Source organism: Leifsonia sp. EB34 (assembly GCF_041260585.1).
Taxonomy (GTDB): Bacteria; Actinomycetota; Actinomycetes; order Actinomycetales; family Microbacteriaceae; genus Leifsonia.
Genome location: NZ_JBGCCV010000001.1, coordinates 50,502 through 70,055, shown reverse-complemented (window position 1 = coordinate 70,055; position 19,554 = coordinate 50,502). Strand labels below are relative to the sequence as shown.

The following is a 19,554-nucleotide window of genomic DNA, read 5'->3' as shown; positions in this document are numbered from 1 at the left end:
TGGGCGGTCGGCTCAGCCCTTGACGGACGAGCCGATGTCGGTGGAGATGAAGTAGCGCTGGAAGACGATGAACAGCACCACGACGGGCGCGGCCAGGACGACCGCTCCGGCGAGGATCGCCCCGTACGGGTTGGCCGTGGAGCCTGCGACAGTGCTGATGTAGTTCGCCAGCGAGACGGCCAGCGGCTGCAGGCTCGCCTCCTTCGTGATCAGGAACGGCCAGAGGAACTCGTTCCACGGGCCGATGAAGGTCAGCAGCAGCACGGTCACCAGGGCGGGCCGTACCAGCGGGAGGGCGACCCGCCAGAGCAGCGTGAACTCCCCGGCGCCGTCGATCCGCGCCGCGTCGAACAGCTCGCGCGGCAACTGAAGGAAGTACTGCCGGAAGATCAGCACAGCCGCGGAGTTGATCGCGAACGGCAGGATCATGCCCAGATAGTTGTCGGCGAGTCCGTAGTTGCGCGCGATGAGCACGTAGAGCGGGATCATCAGGAGCTGGAACGGGATGGTCTGCACCAGCAGCGCCAGCGCGAAGGTCACCCCGCGACCGCGCCACTCGAGGATCGAGAGCGCGTACCCGGCGAGCACGCCGAACACGACGGTGAACAGCAGCACCCCGCCGGTGAAGATCCCCGAGTTGACCAGCCCCTGCACGAGGTTGATCCGGGAGTCGATCGCCGCGTAGTTGTGCAGCGTCAGGTTCGCCGGATTCGGGAACGCCCCGGCGACCGTCGTGTCGGGCGCCGCCTGCAGCGACCCGACCAGCATGTAGTAGAAGGGGAACAGGAAGGCGATGGCGCCGAGCGTCAGCACGATGCCCTGCAGGATCGCCTGCGGCCGGCTCAGTCTGGTCGAGGCGGCCATGTCGCGGCGGCGGCGCACCCGGGGGGCGCGCGGACTCTGCGGCGCCTGGTCGGCGCCCGCGGGCTTGAGAGTTGTCATCAGTCGCGTCCTCCCGCGAATCGGTTCTGCAGCCAGCCGATGATCAGCACCAGGATCACGAGGATGACGCCGATCGCGGAGGCGTAGCCCGGGTGACCCTGCTGGATGCCCTGCTGGTAGATCAGGAGCACCGGCGAGGTCGAGTGGCCGTCGGGGCCGCCGCCTCCGGTGAGGAGGTAGGGCTCGGTGAAGAGGTTGGCGCCTGTGATCGTGGCCAGCAGCAGCACCAGCACCGTCGCCGGGCGCACGCCCGGCACCGTGACGGAGAAGAACTGCCGCACGCGCCCGGCGCCGTCCGTCGCCGCCGACTCGTACAGTTCGCGCGGCACGTTCTGCAGCGCCGCGAGGTACAGCAGGATGTAGAGGCCGAGCTGCTTCCAGGTCACGTAGATCGCGATGGTGGGCATGGCCAGCACCGGGTTGACGAACCACGACGGGTTCGGGGCCAGCGGGCCGAGGATCTGGTTCACCAGCCCCGTGCTGTTGAACAGGAACAGCCAGACGCCGATGATCGCGACGCTCGCGGTGACGTACGGCACGTAGTAGCTCACGCGCAGGAACGTCCGGAACCGGGTGACGCTGTTGAGCGCGCTCGCCAGCACCAGCGACAGCACCACGGTGAGCGGCACGTTGATGATCAGGAAGATCCCGACATTGATGAACGACTGGATGACCGCCGGGTCGGTGAGGGCCTGCACGTAGTTCTGCAGGCCCACGAAGGGTTGCGTCACCTGCGCGCCGGGGGCGGCGAAGAAGTAGTCGAAGAACGAGATGTAGACCGCGTACACCAGCGGGTACGCGAAGATCAGCAGGACGAACACCAGGTACGGCGCGGCGAACAGCCAGCCCAGCGGATTGCGGCCGAGGATCCGCCGCAGCAGAGGCGGACGCCGCCCGGGGGCCGCCCCGGCGGCGGGCGTGGTGCCCGCCGCCGAGGGTGCGGAGATCGAGCTCATGATTACTTCTGAGCCTGGAGCTGGTCGATCTTCTGCGACGCGGTCTTGAACGCGTCCTCGACCGTGCCGGTGCCGTTGACCACCGACTTGGTGTACGCGTCGCGCAGGGCCTGGAGCTGGGCGATGGTGTTGACGCCGGTCGGGTCGTCAGCGGTCCGCTCGCTCTGGGAACCGAACTCCTTGTACGCCGGGTGCGAGTCGAAGTAGCTCGCGTACACGCTCGAAACGTTGGAGCGGATCGGCATCTGGCCGGTGACGTTCAGCAGTTTGCCGTCCTGGTCCTTCGACGTGGCGTACTTGAGGACGTCCCAGGCCGTGCCCTGGTTCTTGCAGGACGTGTACATGCCGATGTTCTTCGCGTCAGGGAACGTGTAGGTCTGGTCGGCCGCCTTGCCGTCCTTGGTCGGGACAGGAACCGAGCCCCACTGCACCTTGTCGCCGTAGTAGGCGATGGCCCACGGGCCGACGATGGCCATGGCCGACTTGCCGTCGGCGAAGGCGTCGCCCTGGTACTGCTCCTTGCCGGCGAGGCCGTCGGCGTAGATGGTCTTCCAGAAGTTGGCGACGTCGAGCGAGTCCTGGCTGGTGATGGTCGACTTGCCGTTCTCGATGAACGTCTTGCCGCCGGTCTGAGCGGCCAGCAGGGGCAGGTAGTCGAAGTTCGGCTGGAAGAACTCGCTGGTCGGGGCCGGGTAGATGGCGTACGGCGCCGCTCCCGAGGACTTGATCTTCTGGGCGGCGGCCAGGAACTTGTCGTAGGTGGACAGGTCCGGGCTGTTCGGGTCGATCCCGGCCTTCTGGAAGATGGCCTTGTTGTAGAAGATCATCACGGGGTTCTGCTTCCACGGCATCTGGTAGAAGTCGCCGTCCGGGGACTTGTACTGGTCGGCGGACTTGCCGCTGCGGCTCTGGATGTAGGAGTTGCCGTCGGAGAACTTCGACAGGTCGACCAGGCCGCCCTGCTTCTGCCACTGGCCGGTCGCCGCCGGGAGGTTGTTGAACACCAGGCACGGCGTGGTGCCCGCGGTGATCGCCGCGCCGATGACCTCTTCGGTGCTCTTGCCGGCGGGGACCTCCTGCGCCTTGATCTGCTCCTTGGGGTGCGAGGAGTTCCAGGAGGAGACCATCGCCTTGCCCCACTGCACCTCTTGGGAGTTGTTGGAGTACCAGATGGTGATCGGGCCGTGGGCCTTCATGGCGTCGGTCTGACCGCCTCCGCCGCTGGTGCCGCACGCGGCCAGGGTGCCGGCGACGACGCCGGCGCTGATGACGGCGACCGCGAGTCGGCGGTAGCCGGTGATGCGTTTGCGCATGATCTGTGCTCTTTCTGTGATTTCAGTGACGCGATGGCGCTGCCGTGGAGGCGCGCACCACCAGTCGGGCAGGGGGCAGGGCGACATCGGCAGGCTCGCCGTGCTCCACCAGCCGCAGCAGTGCGGTGGCGGCGGCGATGCCCCAGCCGGCCGGGTCGTTGTCCAGGGTGGTCAGACTCGGATAGATGTAGGTCCCGATCTGGGAGCCGTCCAACCCGGTGATGGACAGGTCGTGGGGGAGCCGGAGGCCGCGCTCGTGCGCGACACCCATGCCCGCGATCGCCATCGGGTCGTTGCCGTAGACGATGGCGGTGGGCGGCTCCGCGGAGTCGAGGAGGGCCTTGGTGGCCTCCCCGCCCTGTTCGGGCGAGAAGTCGGTGGGCACGACCAGCGGTTCGAGACCGGCCGCGACGATCGCCTGCTCGAAGCGCTCGCGGCGGCGCAGGCCGTGCAGCATCCGCTCGTCGCCGGACACGTGCGCGATGCGCGTGTGCCCGAGCCCGAGGAGGTGCGCGACCAGCTCGTCGATGCCGGAGTCGTAGTCGCGGGTGATGACCGGGTACGGGCTGCCGCCGACCGGCTCGCCGAGCGAGACGGCCTGCGAGCCGAACTTCTGCACGAGCCCGATGCGGTGGTCGTCGGCGAGGAGGTCGGTGAGCAGGAAGCCGTCCACCCGCTTGTCGAGCGCGAGCCGCTCGTAGGCGCGGGCCTCCGCCTCGTGGTCCGGGACGACCGTCAGCACGAGCACCTGGCCGCGCTCGGAGAGCACGGTCTCGACGCCGGCGATGAACGCCGCGAAGAACGGGTCCACCTCGATGGTGCGGGCGGCGCGGCGCAGGATGAGGCCGAGCGCGTAGGCGCGCCGGGTGGTGAGCCCCCGGGCGCTCGGGTTGGGGGTGAACCCCAGTTCCCGGGCGGTCGAGAGGATGCGCTCGCGGGTCTCCAGGGCCACGCCGGGCTTGCCGTTGAGGGCGAGGGAGACGAGCCCCTTGCTCACGCCCGCCGCGCGGGCGACGTCGTTGATCGTGATGTCGGCTGGTGTCACCGCGGCACCACCGTGGTGAAGCCGCCGGGGACGACCGTGACCGTGCCGTGCCCGTTCAGCGGGATCGGAGCGCCGACCTGGCGGCCGGAGCCGTCATAGCGGGTCGCCAGCACCGGGCCGGAGGAGCCGAGGTGCTGCGGGACGGTCTGGGCGGTGGCGTTGACGTAGACGTCGAGCCGGCCGGCGCCGGTCAGACCGAGGTGCGAGACCACCGGCTGCACGAGCACCGCGTCGAGCCGGGCCTGGCCGTTCACCCGGGCGGTGACGGTGGTCGCGTCGGCGGGGGCGGAGACCGGGAGGGTCTGCGGCAGCAGGAACACCGGGGTGGGCGCGATGCCCTGCGCGCCGGGGCGGACGTTCTGGCTGGTCCCGAGCGAGACGGTGCGGTGGCCCGCGCTCGCGGTCCACGTCGTCGTGCCCGACCCGCTCGTGGCGGTGCCATCGGGCCCGAGGTCCTCGATGGGGAGGATTCGCGCGGCCGGGTGGCCGGCCGGCAGGGTCATCGTGACGGTCGCTCCGGTCGAGGCGGAGACGTACGCGCCGCCGGACCAGTTGGCCGAGCCCGTCCAGGCGGACGGCGGGGCGACGACCGTGGCCGGCCCGGTGAGGGCGCCCTTCTCGGCCTCGACGACCTGGATGCCGTCCGTCGCGGCGGTGTGCGTCAGCGCCAGCGCCTCTCGCTTGATCGCGGGGTGGGCGTCGAGGGCGAGCATGCTCAGCTCGGTGTGGATGACCGACTCGGCGCCGCAGTTGTGGTTGACGCTCCCGTCGCCGCCGATGCCGTCGACGCAGACGCCGGTGGCCGGGTCGTAGACCGGGACGCCGGCCGGGTTGGCGCCGAAGTACCAGGCGGCCTGGGCGCCCGCCAGGGTGGCGAGGCCGGTGGAGCCGGTTGCGTCGGACGCCGCGACCAGGCCCTCCACGCGGGAATCGACGCCGTACGCGATCTGGGACCGGTCGGCCGGAGTCGGCGTCCAGCCGTTGTCGGGGCCGCCGCTGGCGAGGAGCTGCGGGGTGAAGCTCGCGAGGTCGGTGTTCGCGGCGCTCTGCAGGCTGCCGTCGTGAAGCTGGGTCGCGGCCGCAGTCAGTGCCGCGGGCTGCATCCCGCCCCAGGCGTGCCAGAAGGTGGGGGAGTTGGCTTCGGGCAGCAGAGCGCCGAACGGCCACTGGCCGGTTCCGCCGGAGGAGAGACCGGCGATGCCCTTCGCGTAGCGCTGGAGGTCGGTGCGCGCCTGAGTGTCACCCGGCGCCGCAGCGGTGTACGCGCTGAGGCCCAGCACGGCCTCCGCGGTCGGGCTGGCGCTGCCGACGATGAGCCAGCCGGGCACGGTGACACCGTTGGCCTGCTCCGTCGTGCCGTACTTGGCCAGCGACTGGTGCTCCAGCGAGCGCAGCGCGAGCGACATCCGCTGCTGCAGGAAGGACGCGAAGGCCGGGTCGGCCTTCTGGAAGCCCGCGAAGCCCTCGCCGAGCGCCCAGACCGTGCGCGCCAGCCAGAACGACTCGGCCGAGTCGCTCGGGTTCGGCTGCTCGACCGGGATCGCGGACGGGTTCAGGGTGCCGTCGTGCTGCTGCCAGAGCACCACGTTGCCGGCGTTCGGGCCGGAGTCGACCTGCAGGTAGGTGAGCTCACGCAGCAGCTCGTACGCGGAGGCGCGGCTGGAGGCCGTGCCGTTCTGCTTCCAGTCGCGGAGGTAGACGACCGCCGCGCGGGAGATGTCGTCGGCGTCGAACGAGCCCTGTGCGTACCAGCCCTTGGCGGCGTTCGTGATCGGGCCGCCGCCGACGCGCGTGAAGCTGCCGTCGGCGTTGTGGTTCGCGTACACCCACGGGGCGCGCGCGGTCGGCTCCTGGCTCTGCCGGTACGTGGAGTGACCCGCGACGCCGCTGAGCAGCGGGACATCGTCCAGCAGGAAGTTCAGGTGGGCGAGGTTCGTCACCGTCGGCGCCGCGGGGGCGGGGGCGGCGTTCGCCGGGGCGGCGATCACCGGGACGAGCGCGGCGGCGGCGAGGGCTGCGCCCGTCGCGGCGGCGAGGAGTCGATTCCGCTTCATTGCGTTTCCTGTCTGTGTGCTCGAATGCCGTAGGAGCCTCGATCACCGGTGTCGTCCCCTGAACGGGAGGCGTCTAAACCGGTTTAAAGGACGGTAGCCGCGCTTTTCGGATCTGTCAACCGGATCACCCGACGGTCCACCCCCGGGGGTCTTGTGCCGATCTGCGCCCGCGACGAGACTGGGGCGACCGGCCGCTGACGTCCGGCCGGCTCGCGACCGAGGAGGAAACGTGGAGTACAAGGACATTCCGACCAAGGCCGACATCGAGAGGATCGCAGCGCACCGCGGACCGGGCTGCGTCAGCATCTATCTGCCGACCGGCACGACACCGCCGGAGGCGGACCGGGCGCGGATCGAGCTCAAGAACCACCTCGCGCTGGCGCTGAAATCGCTGGAGTCGATGGGCGTCGCCGGGCCCCGGGTCGCGGCCGTCAGGGCCGAGGGCGAGGGCATCCTGGAGGACCGCGACTTCTGGCGTTACCAGTCGCGTTCGCTCGCCGTGTTCCTCGACGGGGAGGTCGCCGAGACCTTCCGCCTGCCCAACCGGCTGACCTCCGCGTGCGATGTCGCGGACCGCTTCCACATCAAGCCGCTGCTGCGCGCCGTGACCTTCCCGCAGTCGGCGCTCATCCTCGCGCTGGCGCAGAACTCTGTGCGCCTGATCCGCATCGACCCGGAACTCCCGCCGGCGCTGATCGAGGTCGAGGGGATGCCGAAGGACGTCGCCTCGGTGGTCGGCAAGACCTCTGTCAGCGGGCGCTCCGCCGAGGGCCGCATCCAGGGCGCCGAGGGCCAGAAGGTGCGGATGCTGGAGTACGTGCAGGCGATCGAGCGGGCGCTGCACCCGCTGCTCGCCACCTCGACCGATCCGCTCATCCTGGCCGCAGCCGAGCCGCTGATCGGCATCTTCCGCGGCGCCACGGACTACCCGCGCCTCGTGGAGGACGTGATCGCGGGCAACCCGGAGGAGAAGACCGAGGACGAGCTGGCGGCGGCCGCGCGCGGCGTGCTCGACCGGCTGTACGCCGGCAAGATCGCCGCGCTCAAGGAGGACTTCTCCACCCGGATCGCCGCGGGCACGGCCACGGCCGACCTGAGCGACATCGCCCGCGCGGCGACCTACGGCGCGGTGGAGACGCTCGTGGTCGACATCGACCGCCGGGTGCCCGGCTCGCTGGACGAGGAGACCGGCAAGATCACCTACGCCGACGAGGACACCGGGGGCAACTACGGCGTGGTGGACGAGATCATCCGGCGCTCGCTGGCCTCCAAGGCGAAGATCTACGCGCTGCGGGCGGAGGATGTCCCCGGCGGCGGCCCCGCCGCGGCCGCGGTGCGTTTCCCCGTCTGACCCCGGGCAGGTCAGTGGCGCTCGGCGCGGGCGAGCGCGAGCACGAGGAACTCCTGGACGGCGGCGAGCCAGTCGTAGACGGCCCGGCGCGTCGCCGACTCCAGGTCGTGCACGTCGCCCTCGTCGCCGTCCTCCTCGATGCCGAGGCCGGCGGCCAGCCCGAGCCGGATGTCGGTGAGCGCGCGCAGCCAGGCCTGCGCCTGCTCGGCGTCCAGGCGCACATCGACGGCGCCGCCCGACCCGCTGTCGCCCGCTGGGCCGCTCAGCGACGCGATCACGACGTTCGCGTTCTGCGCCTTCGACTCCGCCAGGCGCTCGGCCGTGAACCGGCGGAACTCCGCCGACGCCTCCGGGTCGTCGGGGTAGGCGTCGGGGAGCAGCCGCGCGAGTGCGGGATCGGCCTGCGGGCCGTCCGGCGACGCGGCGCGCCCGGCCCGGTCGGCGGCCTCCGCCGCGAACCGGATCAGCACCGCGACCTCCGCCGCCTCGAACCGCGCGTGCACGCCGCCGCCGCGCCGGTCGGCGCGGAACGGCCTCACGCGTCCGCCTTCGTCAGGGTGGCCCACAGACCGTAGCCGTGCATGGCCTCCACGTGCCGCTCCATCTCCTCGCGCGTGCCGGTCGCGACTACCGCACGGCCCTCGTTGTGCACGAGCAGCATCAGGCGCGTGGCCTCCGCCCGGGAGAACCCGAAGTAGCTCCGGAACACGTAGGTGACGTACGACATCAGGTTCACCGGGTCGTTCCACACGATCGTCACCCACGGCGCGCCGAGCTCCAGCCGCTCGCCGAGGTCGACCTCCTCCTCGGTGGCGGGCTCCGCGATCGCGGGCGTCACCCGGCCTGCACCTCGGCGATGGCGTCCGCGGCCCGCACCAGGGCGAGGTGCGTGAGCGCCTGCGGCGTGTTGCCGGCCTGCGAGCGGCCCTCGACGTCGTACTCCTCGGAGAGCATCCCGACGTCGTTGGCCAGCGCGACGAGGCGGTCCATCAGGCGCACCGCGTCGTCGAGCCGGTGCGAGCGCGCGTACTGCTCGGCCAGCCAGAACGCGCAGGCCAGGAAGGGGTGCTCGCCGGGCGGGAGGCCGTCCACGCCCTTCTCGGTGCGGTAGCGCAGCGGGAGGCCGTTGCGCATCAGGTCCTCCTCGATCGCCTTCACCGTGCCGAGCATCCGGGGGTCGTCGTAGCCGCAGTAGCCGACCTGGGGGAGCAGCAGCAGGGACGCGTCCACCTCGGTGGTGCCGAAGTACTGCACGTACGTGCCGCGGTGCTCGTCGAAGCCGTTGGCCTCCACGTCGGCGCGGATCTGGTCCCGCAGGTGACGCCAGCGCTCCACCGGCCCCTCGAGGCCGTACTGCTCGACGCCGCGGATGGCGCAGTCGAAGGCAGCCCACACCAGCACGCGGGAGTGCGTGAACATCCGCTCCTGACCGCGGATCTCCCAGATGCCGTGGTCGGGCTTGCGCCAGTTGTCCTCCAGGAAGCGCATCAACGCGCGCTGCAGCGCCCACGAGAACCGCGTCTCGGGGACGCCGGCCGTGCGGCCGTGGTCGAGCGCCAGCATGACCTCGCCGATGACGTCGGCCTGGAACTGCGTGGACGCGTCGTTGCCGATCCGCACGGGACGCGCACCCTGGTAGCCCGGGAGGCTGTCGAGCTCGCGTTCGGCGAGATCGCGTTCGCCGGAGAGGCCGTACATGATCTGCACGTCGCCCGGGTCGCCGGCGATCGCCCGCAGCAGCCAGTCGCGCCAGTGGTCGACCGAGTCGTCGTAGCCATGCGCGAGCAGCACGCTGATCGTCAGCGACGCGTCGCGCAGCCACACGTAGCGGTAGTCCCAGTTGCGCTCGCCCCCGAAGTTCTCGGGCAGGGAGGTTGTCGCCGCCGCGACGATGCCACCGGTCTCCAGGTGGGTCAGCGCGCGCAGGATGAGCAGCGAGCGCACGACCTCCTCGCGATACGGGCCCTCGTGGTCGCAGTTCTCCGCCCACGTCGTCCACCACTCCCGCGTCTTCTGCAGAGAGGTCTCCACGTCGGGCGCGGCCGGCGCCGGGCGGTGCGACGGGAACCACGTCATCGAAAGGTCCACCGTCTGCCCGGCCTTCACGGTGAACTTCGCCTGGTGGGCGTGGTCCGCCGCATGCATCGTCGTCCCGCGGAAGACCAGCCCGTCCGGACCGGCGACCGCCACCAGTGCGGCCGGCTTCTGGTCGGGGATCTTGCGGACCCACGGGATGGCCGTCGCGTAGCCGAAGCGGATCCGCAGCTCCTGGCGCATCTCGACGCTTCCGCTGACACCGCGCACGCGCCGCACCAGGTCCGCCCGGTGGTCGCCCATCGGCATCGCGTCCACCACCTCCACCTCGCCGGTGGTGGTGCGCCAGCGGGTGACCAGGATCATGGTGTCCCGCTCGTACGCGCGCGTGCTGGTGGCGTCGGGGTCGGAGGGTGCGAGCAGCCAGCGGCCGTGGTCCTCGGTGCCCAGCAGGGCGCCGAAAGTGGACTGCGAGTCGTATCTCGGCAGGCACAACCAGTCGATGCTGCCGTCCCGTCCGACGAGGGCCCCGGTGAAGCAGTCACTGATCAGGGCGTAATCCTCGATGGGGAGCGACATATCCCCAGTATGGCCGTACTGTGAAGCGCATGACGCAGTCCGTGGGCACTCTGGTGATTCTCGGAGCGAGTGGCGATCTGTCGTCGAGGCTCCTCCTCCCTGCCATCGGGCAATTGCTCACCCACCACCCGGAACGGCGTTTCCACCTCGTCGGCTCCGGGGCCGAAGACTGGTCGGACGCGCACTGGCGGGCGGTGGTCAAGAAGTCGTTCGCGACCGTGAAAGCCGCTGGCCCGGCGGTGGAGGAGCTGCTCAAGCGCACGGTGTACCTCCCAGCGGACGTGACGAAGCCCGACGACCTGCAGAAGATCTTCGACGCCTGCGAGGGAGCGCCCGCGCTGTACTTCGCGCTCCCGCCCGCGATCACCGCCAAGGCCTGCGAGGCGCTCGGCAAGCTCACGCTGCCTGCGGGGCTGACGCTCGCCCTCGAGAAGCCGTTCGGCACCGACAGGCGCTCGGCCATCGCTCTCAACAAGCGGCTGGCGACGCTGGTCCCGGAGGACCAGATCCACCGCGTCGACCACTTCCTCGGCAACTCGACTGTGCTGAATCTGGTCGGCCTGCGCTTCGCGAACAGCATCCTGGAGCCGGTGTGGAACGGCGACCACATCCAGAGCGTCGACATCGTCTACGACGAGTCGCTCGGGCTGGAGGACCGCGCCCGCTACTACGACCACGCCGGTGCGCTGATGGACATGATCCAGAGCCACCTGCTGCAGGTGCTCGCGGTGGTCGCGATGGAGCCGCCGAGTGCGCTCGACGCCACCGACCTCCGCGATGCGAAGGCGACGGTGCTGCGCGCGACCCGGGTGTGGAACGACGACCCGGTGGCGGCCAGCCGGCGCGCCCGCTACACCGCGGGGACCGTCGACGGCGAGAAGCTCCCGGCGTACACGAGCGAGCCGGGCGTCGACCCGGCGAACGACACCGAGACGCTCGCCGAGGTGACGGTGCAGATCGACACCTGGCGCTGGGCGGGGGTGCCGTTCACGCTGCGTTCGGGCAAGGCGCTGGGCTCGCGCCGGCGCGAGATCCTCGTCACGTTCAAGCCGGCGCGGCACATCCCGCGCGGGCTGAAGGGGCACCGCGAGCCGACGATGCTGCGCATCATGCTCGCCCCGGACGCGATGTCGCTGGAGCTGAACATGAACGGCCCGGACGACCCGCACGTGATCGAGCGGGTGGCGCTCAGCGCGGACTTCGGCCCGGGGCTGCTGCTGGCCTACGCGGAGGTGCTGGAGGGCATCCTCGACGGCGACCCGTCGCTCTCGGTGCGCGGCGACACGGCGGTCGAGATGTGGCGGATCGTCGCGCCGGTGATCGCGGCGTGGAAGAAGGGCGAGGTGCCGCTGCAGACCTACCGTGCGGGCTCGGACGGGCCGGCGTCGTGGAAGAAGATCGGCTGAGCGGGCGGGGCTGAGCGGACGGGCTGAACGGAGCCGACGGGCTGAACTGAGCTGACGGGCCGATTGGGGAGAAGCGGCCTCAGGCCGCGGAACGCTCCGCGATGGCGGGGATCTCGCCGGTGACGGGCTTGCGCAGGTCGGTCCAGACGGTGATCGGGGCGGGCTCCCAGCCGAACGCGGCGGGCTCCTCGTGCTCCTGCTCCTCGCGCTCGGCGGCGACAGGCGCCGCCTCCGCGATGGCGACCGGCTCGGCGGGAGCGCGGTGCTGCGGCTCGGGCGCCACGACGGCGGCCTCCCCGGCCTCCAGGCGGCGACGCGCCTCCACCAGGGCCGCGGCGATGCCGACCGAGACGGACTGCGCGAGGACGGAGTGGAAGATGGAGTCGGTGTCGTCGGCCGAACGGCGCGACACCGTCCATTCGCCGCGGTCGCCGATCAGCTCGGCGATCTTGATGTGCACGACCTCGAGGATCTGAGCGTCCGTGAGCTGGGGGATCGGCGCCGCCTGCACTTCGGCGGCGGCATGCCGCCTACGACCAAACATCGCTATACCCCTTCCAGGTTCTCCGTCGAGATCCAGTTTCGGGGCGGATGTCCCTCACGACGCGCGGACACGCCGTGCGAATCGCGGAAATCCTGCGGTCAGCGCCGGATTTCGCGTTCGTCGGCCTCCCGGGACTCCTCCAGGACCGACCCGACCGCGATCACCACGCTGATCGCGGCGCTGATCCACATCAGCACGACCCGCCAGTCGCGGCGGCCCTCCTTGGTCGACTGGACGGTCGTCCAGAGTCCGATCACCGCGCTGATGATCGCTCCGTTGAAGATGTACTTGCGCATCCGGGTCCTTTCGCTCGTTCCGCCAGGGTACGCTTCCGAAGGCGTCGGGTTGAGGGAGGCGCGTGGAGAGGAGCGGGATGCGGACGGCGATCGTCGGCGCTGTGCTGCTCCTGCTGGGTGCTGTCGCGGTGCTCACCGGGCTGCTTCCCGGCGCGGACGCCGTGGCCCTCTGGGAGCGCGTCTGGCCGATCCTGCTCTTCGTCGTCGCCGTGACGGTGGTGACCGAGCTGGCCTCGGAGGCGGGCGTGTTCACCGTGGTCGCCCAGCAGACCGCGCGCTGGGGGCGCGGCCGGGCGTGGCTGCTCTGGCTGCTCGTGGCCGTCGTGGCGACGCTGAGCACGATCTTCCTGTCCCTCGACACCACGGCGGTGCTGCTTACACCGGTGGTGATCGTGCTCGCCCGGCACTCGGGCCTCGACCCGTTGCCGTTCGCGCTGACCACGGTGTGGATCGCGAACACGGGATCGCTGCTGCTCCCGGTCTCCAACCTCACCAACCTGCTCGCCCAGCACGCGATGGGCGACCCCACGCCGTTCGCCTTCGCCGCCCTGATGTGGGCGCCGGCGCTCGTGGCGATCGTCGTGCCGCTGGTGGTCGTGTTCGTCATCTCGCGCAAGCGGCTGCTGGTCCGCTACGAGACGGGGCAGGAGGACGGGATCGAGGACCCCGTGCTGTTCTGGACCGCCGCCGCGGTGGTGGTCGCGCTGATGCCGCTGCTGGTGTCGGGGATCCCGGTGTGGATCCCGGCCTCCGGCGCGGCGGTCGTGCTGCTCGTGCTGTTCGCAGTGCGGCGACGCTCGGTGCTGCGGTTCGGGCTGCTGCCGTGGCAGCTCGTGCTGCTGGCCTCCGGGCTGTTCCTGTTCATCGAGGCGCTGCACGCGAACGGTCTCGGGACTTTGCTGGCGCGCGTCTCCGGCTCCGGGGAGTCGCCGCTGGCGCTGCTGCGGCTGTCGGTGACCGGGATGGTCGGCGCCAACGCGATCGACAACCTCCCGGCCTACCTCGCACTGGAGCCGGCGGCGGGTAGCCCGGTGCGGCTGGCGGCGCTGCTGATCGGGGTCAACGCCGGTCCGCTGATCACGCCGTGGGCGTCGCTGGCGACCCTGCTGTGGCATCAGCGGCTCACGTCGTTCGACGTCCGCATCCGCTGGGGCCGCTACATGCTCCTCGGGCTGATCGTCGCGCCGGTCACCGTCGTGCTCGCGACGCTCGCCCTCTCCGCCACGGTCTGACCCGACCCCTGTTCGGTCACTCGGCGGTCACTCGGCGCGCACTCACTCGGCGGGGAGGAGCTGCGCGGCCGTGACGATGCGGCGGCGGGCGACCGCCACCAGCGCGAGCGCGAAGCCGATCGCGGTCCAGATCAGGAGGCCGCCGAGTCCGCGCCACACGCCCGTCGGCCCGTCCACCACGCCCTGCAGCGCCGTGATCGCGGGAGACGTCGGCAGCCACGCCGTCACGCTGTCGAAGAACCCGGGCGCCGTCGACACGATCCCGGAGGCGAGGGTGACCACGACGACGAGCATCGAGACGAACCGTCCCAGGCCGCCGAACAGCGCGACGAGCCCGTGGTTGATCGCCGCGAAGCAGACCGCGGCCGCCGCCGCCACGCCTGCGAAGCCGAACCACGCGCCGACCCCGAGCTGCATCGCCGGCTGCATGATCGCCGCCACGAGCACGCCCTGGACGACGCCGATCGCGGCGGCCGGCAGGAGGCCGTCGGACGCGATCCGTCCGGCCGCGCGGGAGGTCAGCAGCGCGCGCCGCGAGATCGCCTGCAGCACCAGGAACGAGGCGAACGCTCCGAGCCACAGCGCGACCGACGCGAACAGCGGGACGCTGGACGCCCCGAACGCAGGAGTCCCGGACTGCTTCTGGCCGACGGGCTCCGAGGCGACCGACGCCAGGTTGGTGCGCTGCCCCGCGTCGTAGCTCGGAAGCTTCGCCACGGCCTGGTTCAGTCCGGAGGCGAGGGAGGCCGCCCCCGCGGCGGACTGGTCGGCGCCGGTCGCGAGCGCGGGCACACCCGCCGCGAACTGCTGCACGCCGGTCGCGTACTGGGACGCGCCGTCCGCGGACTGCTGCACGCCCGAGGCGAGCTGCTGCGCTCCGGAGGCGGACTGGGACGCGCCGGAGGCGAGCTGCTGCGCGGCCGAGGCCGACTGGGCGAGCTGCCCCGGCAGCGGCGCGACGCTGCTCGAGAACGCCTGGGCGCCCGAGGCGACCTGGGTCGCGGCGGCCTGGAGACCCTGCCGCGGGTCCGGATTCGTGATCCCGTCGATGGCGGACTGGATGCCGAGGCAGATCGGGTCGGCCGCGGTGTGCACGAGCACGCAGTTGTTGTGGAGGTCGGTCAGCCCGGCGACCGTTTTGCCGACGCCGTCGCGGACGCCCGCGGTGCCGGTGGCGAGCTGTGCGGCTCCGGACGGGAGCTGCTGGGCCGCCGTCGCGCCCTGAGACACGCCGTTCGCGTACTGCGTCATCCCGTTCGACAGCGTCCCGAGCCCGCTCGCCAGCCCCGAGGCGCCTCCGGAGAGCTGACCGAGCCCGCTGGCCAGCGAGTCGGCTCCCGTGGAGAGCTGGGTCGCCCCGTCCGCGAGCTGGTGGGTGCCGCTCGCGAGATGGGTCAGCCCGGTCGAGAGCGATCCCGCGCCCGACGCCGCCTTCGCGAGCTGGTCGTGCAGCGTGTTGAAGCCGACGTACACGTTCTCCAGGTACGTCGTCGTGAGTTGCTTGTTGAGCACCCCGGTAGCGGTCGTGGTCACCGCCTGGCTGATCGCCGGGTCCACGAGCTTGGACTTCTGGCTCGTGCGGACGTCGATGGTCGCCTGTGTGGCGGCGCCGGAGGTGCCCGCGGTGGAGGTCGCCGCCTTCGAGAAGTTCTTCGGGATGGTCACCACCGCGACATAGCCGCCGTCCGCGATGCCCGCGCTCGCGTCCTTCTGGTCCGTGAGCACCCAGGTGAAGTTCTCGTTCTTCGCGCCGAGCAGCCCCGCGGCCATCTGCCGGCCGAGCGGCACGATCTGGCCGTTGACGGTGACCGGCTGGTCGAGGTTCACCACCGCGGCCTTCACCTCGCCGAGCCGGGCGGTCGGGTTCCAGAGCGCCCACACCAGCAGGCCGCCGATGACGAGCGGCACGAGGACGATACCCACGATGGTCAGCCAGGTCACGCGCTTGTCGGAGCGCATCCGCTCCAGCGAGAACAGCGAGCGCGGGCGGCGCAGAGCCGGGTTCGGGGAAGGGGAGGGCGGTGGGGTGGTCATCGGGCGTTCGCCTTCTCGAGGTGGGCGGCAGGGTGGTGGTCGGCGTTGTCGGTGAGCGCGGGCGCCGTCGCCGGGGGAGTGGACGCGGTGCCGTGCGCAGCCCCGTCGGTGTCGACGACGAGCCGCACCGCGGTGGGTTCGGCGGTGTCGGGCAGCAGGTCGTCCAGCCCGGACGGGTCCACACAGCTCACGACCAGCGCGAACGGGCGCCCGGCCGCGGCCGCGTCGGCGAAGGCACGACCGAGCTCGGTGCGCACGCGCCGCCGCTCGACGGGGTCGGTCAGGCTGTCCGCGGCGTCCAGGCCGAGGATGGCGGGGGAGTCGGCGAGGGCGCGGCGCACATCCTCCACCGGGGTCTCGGCGCGGTCGAGCCGGACCACGGAGGTCCGCGAGCGCACAGCCGATCCGCGGGTCGGGAGGACGAAGCCGGCGACCTTGACCGTTCCGCCGTCGACGCGCGTGCGGCCGGTGACCGCCATCAGCAGCGCGAGGGCGGCTGTGCGGTCCGGGCCGTGCACGACGAGGACCTCCCCGTCGCCGAGGCGGAACGACACATCGCGCAGCAGCGGGGTGCGCCGCGCGCTGACCGACAGGCCGTCCGCCGCGGCGACGGAGCGGGAGCCGGGCTCGGGCCAGTCGGCCAGCTCCAGCTCCTTCTGCAGGCCGTCGCCCTCCACGTCGAAGGAGGGGAGCACGCGGTCGAGCCAGCGCGGCATCCACCAGGCCTTGTCGCCGAGGAGCTGCAGCACCGCAGGCACGAGCGTCATCCGCACGATGAACGCGTCCACGAAGACGCCGACGGCGAGGCCGAGCGCGATCGGCTTGATGGACGCGTCGCCCTCCGGCACGAACGCCGCGAACACCGAGATCATGATGATGGCCGCGGCCGTGACGACCTTGGCCGAGCCGACGAAGCCGCTCTGGATGGCGCGGCGCGCGTCGCCGCCGTGCACGTAGTCCTCGCGGATCCGGCTGACCAGGAAGACCTCGTAGTCCATCGCCAGCCCGAACAGCACGCCCATCAGGATGATCGGCATGAAGCTGATCACGGGCCCCGTCTTGTCCAGGTGGACGGCGTCGCCGAACCAGCCCCACTCGAACACCGCCGTGACCGCGCCGAAGGCGACGCCGACCGACAGCAGGTAGCCGAGCGCGGCTTTGATCGGCACCGCGATCGAGCGGAAGACCATGGTCAGCAGCACGAGGGAGAGCCCGACGACGAGGATGCCGAACGGCAGCAGCGCGCCCGCGAGCCGGCTGGAGACGTCGATCTGGGCCGCGGTCGTGCCGGTGACCTTGAGGTCGACGCCGTACTCGTCGAGGAAGTGCTGGTGCTTGGCGCGCAGCTCGGAGACGAGCTGGGCGGTGCGCGGGTCGTCCGGCGCGGTGGTCGGGATGACCTGCACGATGCCGGTGTCCGCGTTCTGGTTCGGCGTGGAGAGCGGCACGGCGGCGACGCCGGGGAGGTCGGCGATCTCGGCGCCGAGCTTCTTCATCAGCCCGAGCGGGTCGTGGCTGGAGATGATCGAGCCGGTGATGATGAGCGGGCCGTTGTAGCCGGGCCCGAAGTGCTCGGACACCAGGTCGTACGCGATGCGTGCCGGGTCGGACTTGGGGTGCGAGCCGGCGTCCGGGAGGGCGAGGCGGAGCTGGAGGGCCGGGACCGCCGCTATGCCGAGGGCGACGACGACGGCGACGACGGTCGCGATCGGGAAGCGCGTGACGGCACGCACCCAGGTGCGGAAGGGACCCTTCGGGATCTCGGCCGTCGCGGCGTGGGCGAGCGACGGGTTGGCGCGCGTCGCGGTGACCGGTTCGGCCTCCGCGGGTGCCCCGGCCTCCGCGTCCGGAGTGGCAGCGCGCCGTGCGGCACGCTCAGCGCGCTTGGCTGCGCGGCGTCCCGGCGTGATCCGCGCCCCGGCGAAGCCGAGGAACGCGGGCGTCAGGCTGAGCGCCACGAGCACGGCGATGCCGACCGCGACCGAGGCGGCCAGTCCCATCGTGGTCAGGAATGGGATCCCGGCGACGGCCAGCCCCGCCAGGGCGATGATGACCGTGATCCCGGCGAAGAGCACCGCGGAGCCGGCGGTCGCCACCGCGCGCGCGGCGGACTCCTCCGGATCGACGCCCGCCTTCAACTGACTCTGATGCCGCGAGATGATGAACAGCGAGTAGTCGATCCCGACCGCGAGGCCCAGCATCAGCGCCAGCAGGGGAGTGGTCGAGGAGATCGGCCCGAACAGCGTCGCGAGGAAGATCAGCGCCATCGAGAGCCCGACGCCCAGCAGGGCGGTCGCGAGCGGCATCCCGGCCGCCAGGATCGACCCGAACGTGATGATGAGCACGACGATCGCGATCACCAGCCCGATGCCCTCCGTGGGCGAGATGGTGGGCAGGTTCTGCGAGAAGAGCTGGCCGCCGACCGCGGTCTGCGAGCCGGACGGCAGCTCCTTCTGCAGCGCGGCGCCGGCGTCCTTGATCGCGGTCTTGGTCTCGGCCGGCACGGTGGTCTGCTGGCCGTGGAGCTGCACCGTGATGATCGCGGCGGTGCGGTCGTCGGAGATGAGGTTCTTAACCGTCGTGCTGTACGGGGAGGTCGTGCCGGCGACGCCGGGGGTCTTCGCGAGGTCGGCGACGGTGCTCTCCACCGGGTGCTGGATCGCCGGCTGGTCGACCGTCTCGCCCTTCGGCGCCACCACGACGATCTGCGCGCTGGTCCCGCTGACCTGCGGGAAGGTCCTGCTCAGCGTGTCGAGCGCCGCCTGGGACTCGGTGCCGGGGATGCTGAACGTGTTGTCCGTACCCTGGTTGAAGGCGATGGCGCCGCCCGCGAGGAGGACGAGCAGCAGCAGCCACAGTGACAGGACCAGCTTGCGGGCGCGGAAGGCCCAACGGCCGATCGAATACAGGAGCGAGGACACACGTTCTCCAGCAGGGAAGTGGAACGACAGGGCGGATGGAGCGCCTGTCGAAGGGTTTCGATACATGGTTGTATCCGATGCCCGACTGTATCGGATACACTCGTGTATCGGAAACTCGGCACAGGAAGGTTTCAGCTTGAATAGCACGGCCCTCAGAGACGACGCGCCTGTCGAGTCCGCTCGCCGGCAGCGCACCCGCACCCGCCTCCTCGACGCCGCGTTCGACGTCTTCGCCGAGCAGGGCGTCAAGGCCGCGAGCGTAGAGACGATCGCCGAAGCGGCGGGCTTCACCCGCGGCGCGTTCTACTCCAACTTCTCCAGCAAGGAAGAGCTGTTCTTCGCCCTGATGGAGCGCGAGAAGAGCATCCGCCTGGAGCAGCTCGACGCCGGCGTGGAGCAGTTCCTGCGGCCGCTCGTCGGCGACGGGGGCGTCGCGCTGGACGACGCGGATGTCCTCCGGACGATCACCCGCATCCTGGAGCTGCAGTCCGACGACCGGCGCTGGTGGCTGGTGCAGTCCGAGTTCCTGCTGCTCGCCCTCCGCGACCCGGCCATCTCCGCCGACTTCCTGCGCTACCAGGACGGCTTCTTCCGGGAGCTCACCGAGACGGTGGTCGCGGCGCTCGCGAGCGCCCGCCGTCGGTTCACCATCGACCCGGAGGAGGCGGTCCGCGTCATCGCGGAGCTGTGCGCCAACGGGGAGGCAAGGGCGCTGCTCTCCGGTGACGAGCGGAAGTTCGCCGAACGGCTCTCCGAGTCGGTCCCCGCCATCCTGCTGGCCCTCACGGAACGGGTCTGACCCGACCGGTCCGACCTCCCGGGTCTGATCGAACGCCGAGGCGCACCG

16 protein-coding genes are annotated in these 19,554 nt (G+C 71.2%); 4 read left to right on the top strand and 12 right to left on the bottom strand.

Annotated elements, in window-relative coordinates; all coding sequences use genetic code 11:
• Positions 1-12: 12 nt before the first annotated feature.
• The 5 genes from ABIA36_RS00325 to ABIA36_RS00305 form a co-directional block, all read right to left on the bottom strand.
• The gene (locus ABIA36_RS00325; protein WP_369962042.1) at positions 13-864 is read right to left on the bottom strand and encodes a carbohydrate ABC transporter permease; all 852 of its coding nucleotides are present in this window, start codon (positions 862-864) and stop codon (positions 13-15) included.
• A 77-nt stretch (positions 865-941) separates the two neighbouring features.
• Positions 942-1,898 (bottom strand): carbohydrate ABC transporter permease, encoded by a 957-nt coding sequence (locus ABIA36_RS00320; RefSeq protein WP_369960121.1) that lies wholly within the window; start codon positions 1,896-1,898, stop codon positions 942-944.
• A 2-nt stretch (positions 1,899-1,900) separates the two neighbouring features.
• Positions 1,901-3,211, bottom strand: coding sequence for an ABC transporter substrate-binding protein (locus tag ABIA36_RS00315; protein ID WP_369960118.1), 1,311 nt, complete (start codon positions 3,209-3,211; stop codon positions 1,901-1,903).
• A gap of 22 nt (positions 3,212-3,233) precedes the next feature.
• Positions 3,234-4,256, bottom strand: coding sequence for a LacI family DNA-binding transcriptional regulator (locus ABIA36_RS00310; protein WP_369960117.1), 1,023 nt, complete (start codon positions 4,254-4,256; stop codon positions 3,234-3,236).
• Positions 4,253-6,310: a hypothetical protein gene (locus ABIA36_RS00305; RefSeq protein WP_369960115.1), complete on the bottom strand. Its 2,058-nt coding sequence runs from the start codon at positions 6,308-6,310 to the stop codon at positions 4,253-4,255. Before ABIA36_RS00305 ends, ABIA36_RS00310 begins: the two co-directional genes overlap by 4 nt.
• A 229-nt stretch (positions 6,311-6,539) precedes the next feature.
• Between ABIA36_RS00305 and ABIA36_RS00300 the strand changes: the two genes are divergently transcribed.
• Positions 6,540-7,661 carry a hypothetical protein gene (locus tag ABIA36_RS00300; RefSeq protein WP_369960114.1) on the top strand — a complete coding sequence of 374 codons (1,122 nt, stop codon included), beginning with the start codon at positions 6,540-6,542 and terminating at the stop codon, positions 7,659-7,661.
• 11 nt (positions 7,662-7,672) lie between these two features.
• Here ABIA36_RS00300 and ABIA36_RS00295 read toward each other — a convergent pair whose 3' ends face one another.
• The 3 genes from ABIA36_RS00295 to ABIA36_RS00285 are packed head-to-tail and all read right to left on the bottom strand — an operon-like array spanning position 7,673 to position 10,274.
• Entirely contained in the window at positions 7,673-8,200 is a 528-nt protein-coding gene (locus tag ABIA36_RS00295) for a DUF2017 domain-containing protein (protein ID WP_369960112.1), read from the bottom strand.
• A complete protein-coding gene (clpS, locus tag ABIA36_RS00290) occupies positions 8,197-8,499 on the bottom strand; it encodes an ATP-dependent Clp protease adapter ClpS (RefSeq protein ID WP_369960110.1) in 303 nt (100 codons plus the stop codon). Before clpS ends, ABIA36_RS00295 begins: the two co-directional genes overlap by 4 nt.
• Complete coding sequence (locus tag ABIA36_RS00285) at positions 8,496-10,274, bottom strand: glycoside hydrolase family 15 protein (protein WP_369960108.1); 1,779 nt, start codon at positions 10,272-10,274, stop codon at positions 8,496-8,498. The genes clpS and ABIA36_RS00285 overlap by 4 nt, the downstream gene beginning before the upstream one ends.
• 29 nt (positions 10,275-10,303) lie before the next feature.
• Between ABIA36_RS00285 and ABIA36_RS00280 the strand changes: the two genes are divergently transcribed.
• Positions 10,304-11,680, top strand: coding sequence for a glucose-6-phosphate dehydrogenase (locus ABIA36_RS00280; RefSeq protein WP_369960106.1), 1,377 nt, complete (start codon positions 10,304-10,306; stop codon positions 11,678-11,680).
• 79 nt (positions 11,681-11,759) lie between these two features.
• Here the strand turns inward: ABIA36_RS00280 and ABIA36_RS00275 are convergent, their stop codons facing one another.
• Together ABIA36_RS00275 and ABIA36_RS00270 are read right to left on the bottom strand one after the other, a co-directional pair.
• Positions 11,760-12,224 (bottom strand): hypothetical protein, encoded by a 465-nt coding sequence (locus ABIA36_RS00275; RefSeq protein WP_369960104.1) that lies wholly within the window; start codon positions 12,222-12,224, stop codon positions 11,760-11,762.
• Positions 12,225-12,322: 98 nt separating this feature from the next.
• Complete coding sequence (locus tag ABIA36_RS00270; protein ID WP_369960102.1) at positions 12,323-12,520, bottom strand: hypothetical protein; 198 nt, start codon at positions 12,518-12,520, stop codon at positions 12,323-12,325.
• Positions 12,521-12,597: 77 nt separating this feature from the next.
• On the opposite strand from ABIA36_RS00270, the gene ABIA36_RS00265 reads away from it, so the two are divergent.
• Entirely contained in the window at positions 12,598-13,752 is a 1,155-nt protein-coding gene (locus tag ABIA36_RS00265; protein ID WP_369960100.1) for an SLC13 family permease, read from the top strand.
• A gap of 42 nt (positions 13,753-13,794) precedes the next feature.
• Here ABIA36_RS00265 and ABIA36_RS00260 read toward each other — a convergent pair whose 3' ends face one another.
• Positions 13,795-15,786, bottom strand: coding sequence for a YhgE/Pip family protein (locus ABIA36_RS00260; RefSeq protein WP_369960098.1), 1,992 nt, complete (start codon positions 15,784-15,786; stop codon positions 13,795-13,797).
• Positions 15,783-18,707: an MMPL family transporter gene (locus tag ABIA36_RS00255; RefSeq protein WP_369960096.1), complete on the bottom strand. Its 2,925-nt coding sequence runs from the start codon at positions 18,705-18,707 to the stop codon at positions 15,783-15,785. Before ABIA36_RS00255 ends, ABIA36_RS00260 begins: the two co-directional genes overlap by 4 nt.
• A gap of 136 nt (positions 18,708-18,843) precedes the next feature.
• Between ABIA36_RS00255 and ABIA36_RS00250 the strand changes: the two genes are divergently transcribed.
• On the top strand, positions 18,844-19,506 hold the full coding sequence (locus ABIA36_RS00250; protein ID WP_369960094.1) for a TetR/AcrR family transcriptional regulator: 663 nt from the start codon (positions 18,844-18,846) through the stop codon (positions 19,504-19,506).
• Positions 19,507-19,554 lie beyond the last annotated feature (48 nt).

What these genes read in the sequence shown, in the direction of transcription:
- ABIA36_RS00325 (WP_369962042.1), bottom strand. Translation starts at nt 864, where the DNA reads ATGGCCGCCTCGACCAGACTGAGCCGGCCGCAGGCGATCCTGCAGGGC.
- ABIA36_RS00260 (WP_369960098.1), bottom strand. Translation starts at nt 15,786, where the DNA reads ATGACCACCCCACCGCCCTCCCCTTCCCCGAACCCGGCTCTGCGCCGC.
- ABIA36_RS00285 (WP_369960108.1), bottom strand. Translation starts at nt 10,274, where the DNA reads ATGTCGCTCCCCATCGAGGATTACGCCCTGATCAGTGACTGCTTCACC.
- ABIA36_RS00315 (WP_369960118.1), bottom strand. Translation starts at nt 3,211, where the DNA reads ATGCGCAAACGCATCACCGGCTACCGCCGACTCGCGGTCGCCGTCATC.
- ABIA36_RS00275 (WP_369960104.1), bottom strand. Translation starts at nt 12,224, where the DNA reads ATGTTTGGTCGTAGGCGGCATGCCGCCGCCGAAGTGCAGGCGGCGCCG.
- ABIA36_RS00265 (WP_369960100.1), top strand. Translation starts at nt 12,598, where the DNA reads ATGCGGACGGCGATCGTCGGCGCTGTGCTGCTCCTGCTGGGTGCTGTC.
- ABIA36_RS00320 (WP_369960121.1), bottom strand. Translation starts at nt 1,898, where the DNA reads ATGAGCTCGATCTCCGCACCCTCGGCGGCGGGCACCACGCCCGCCGCC.
- ABIA36_RS00305 (WP_369960115.1), bottom strand. Translation starts at nt 6,310, where the DNA reads ATGAAGCGGAATCGACTCCTCGCCGCCGCGACGGGCGCAGCCCTCGCC.
- ABIA36_RS00270 (WP_369960102.1), bottom strand. Translation starts at nt 12,520, where the DNA reads ATGCGCAAGTACATCTTCAACGGAGCGATCATCAGCGCGGTGATCGGA.
- ABIA36_RS00280 (WP_369960106.1), top strand. Translation starts at nt 10,304, where the DNA reads ATGACGCAGTCCGTGGGCACTCTGGTGATTCTCGGAGCGAGTGGCGAT.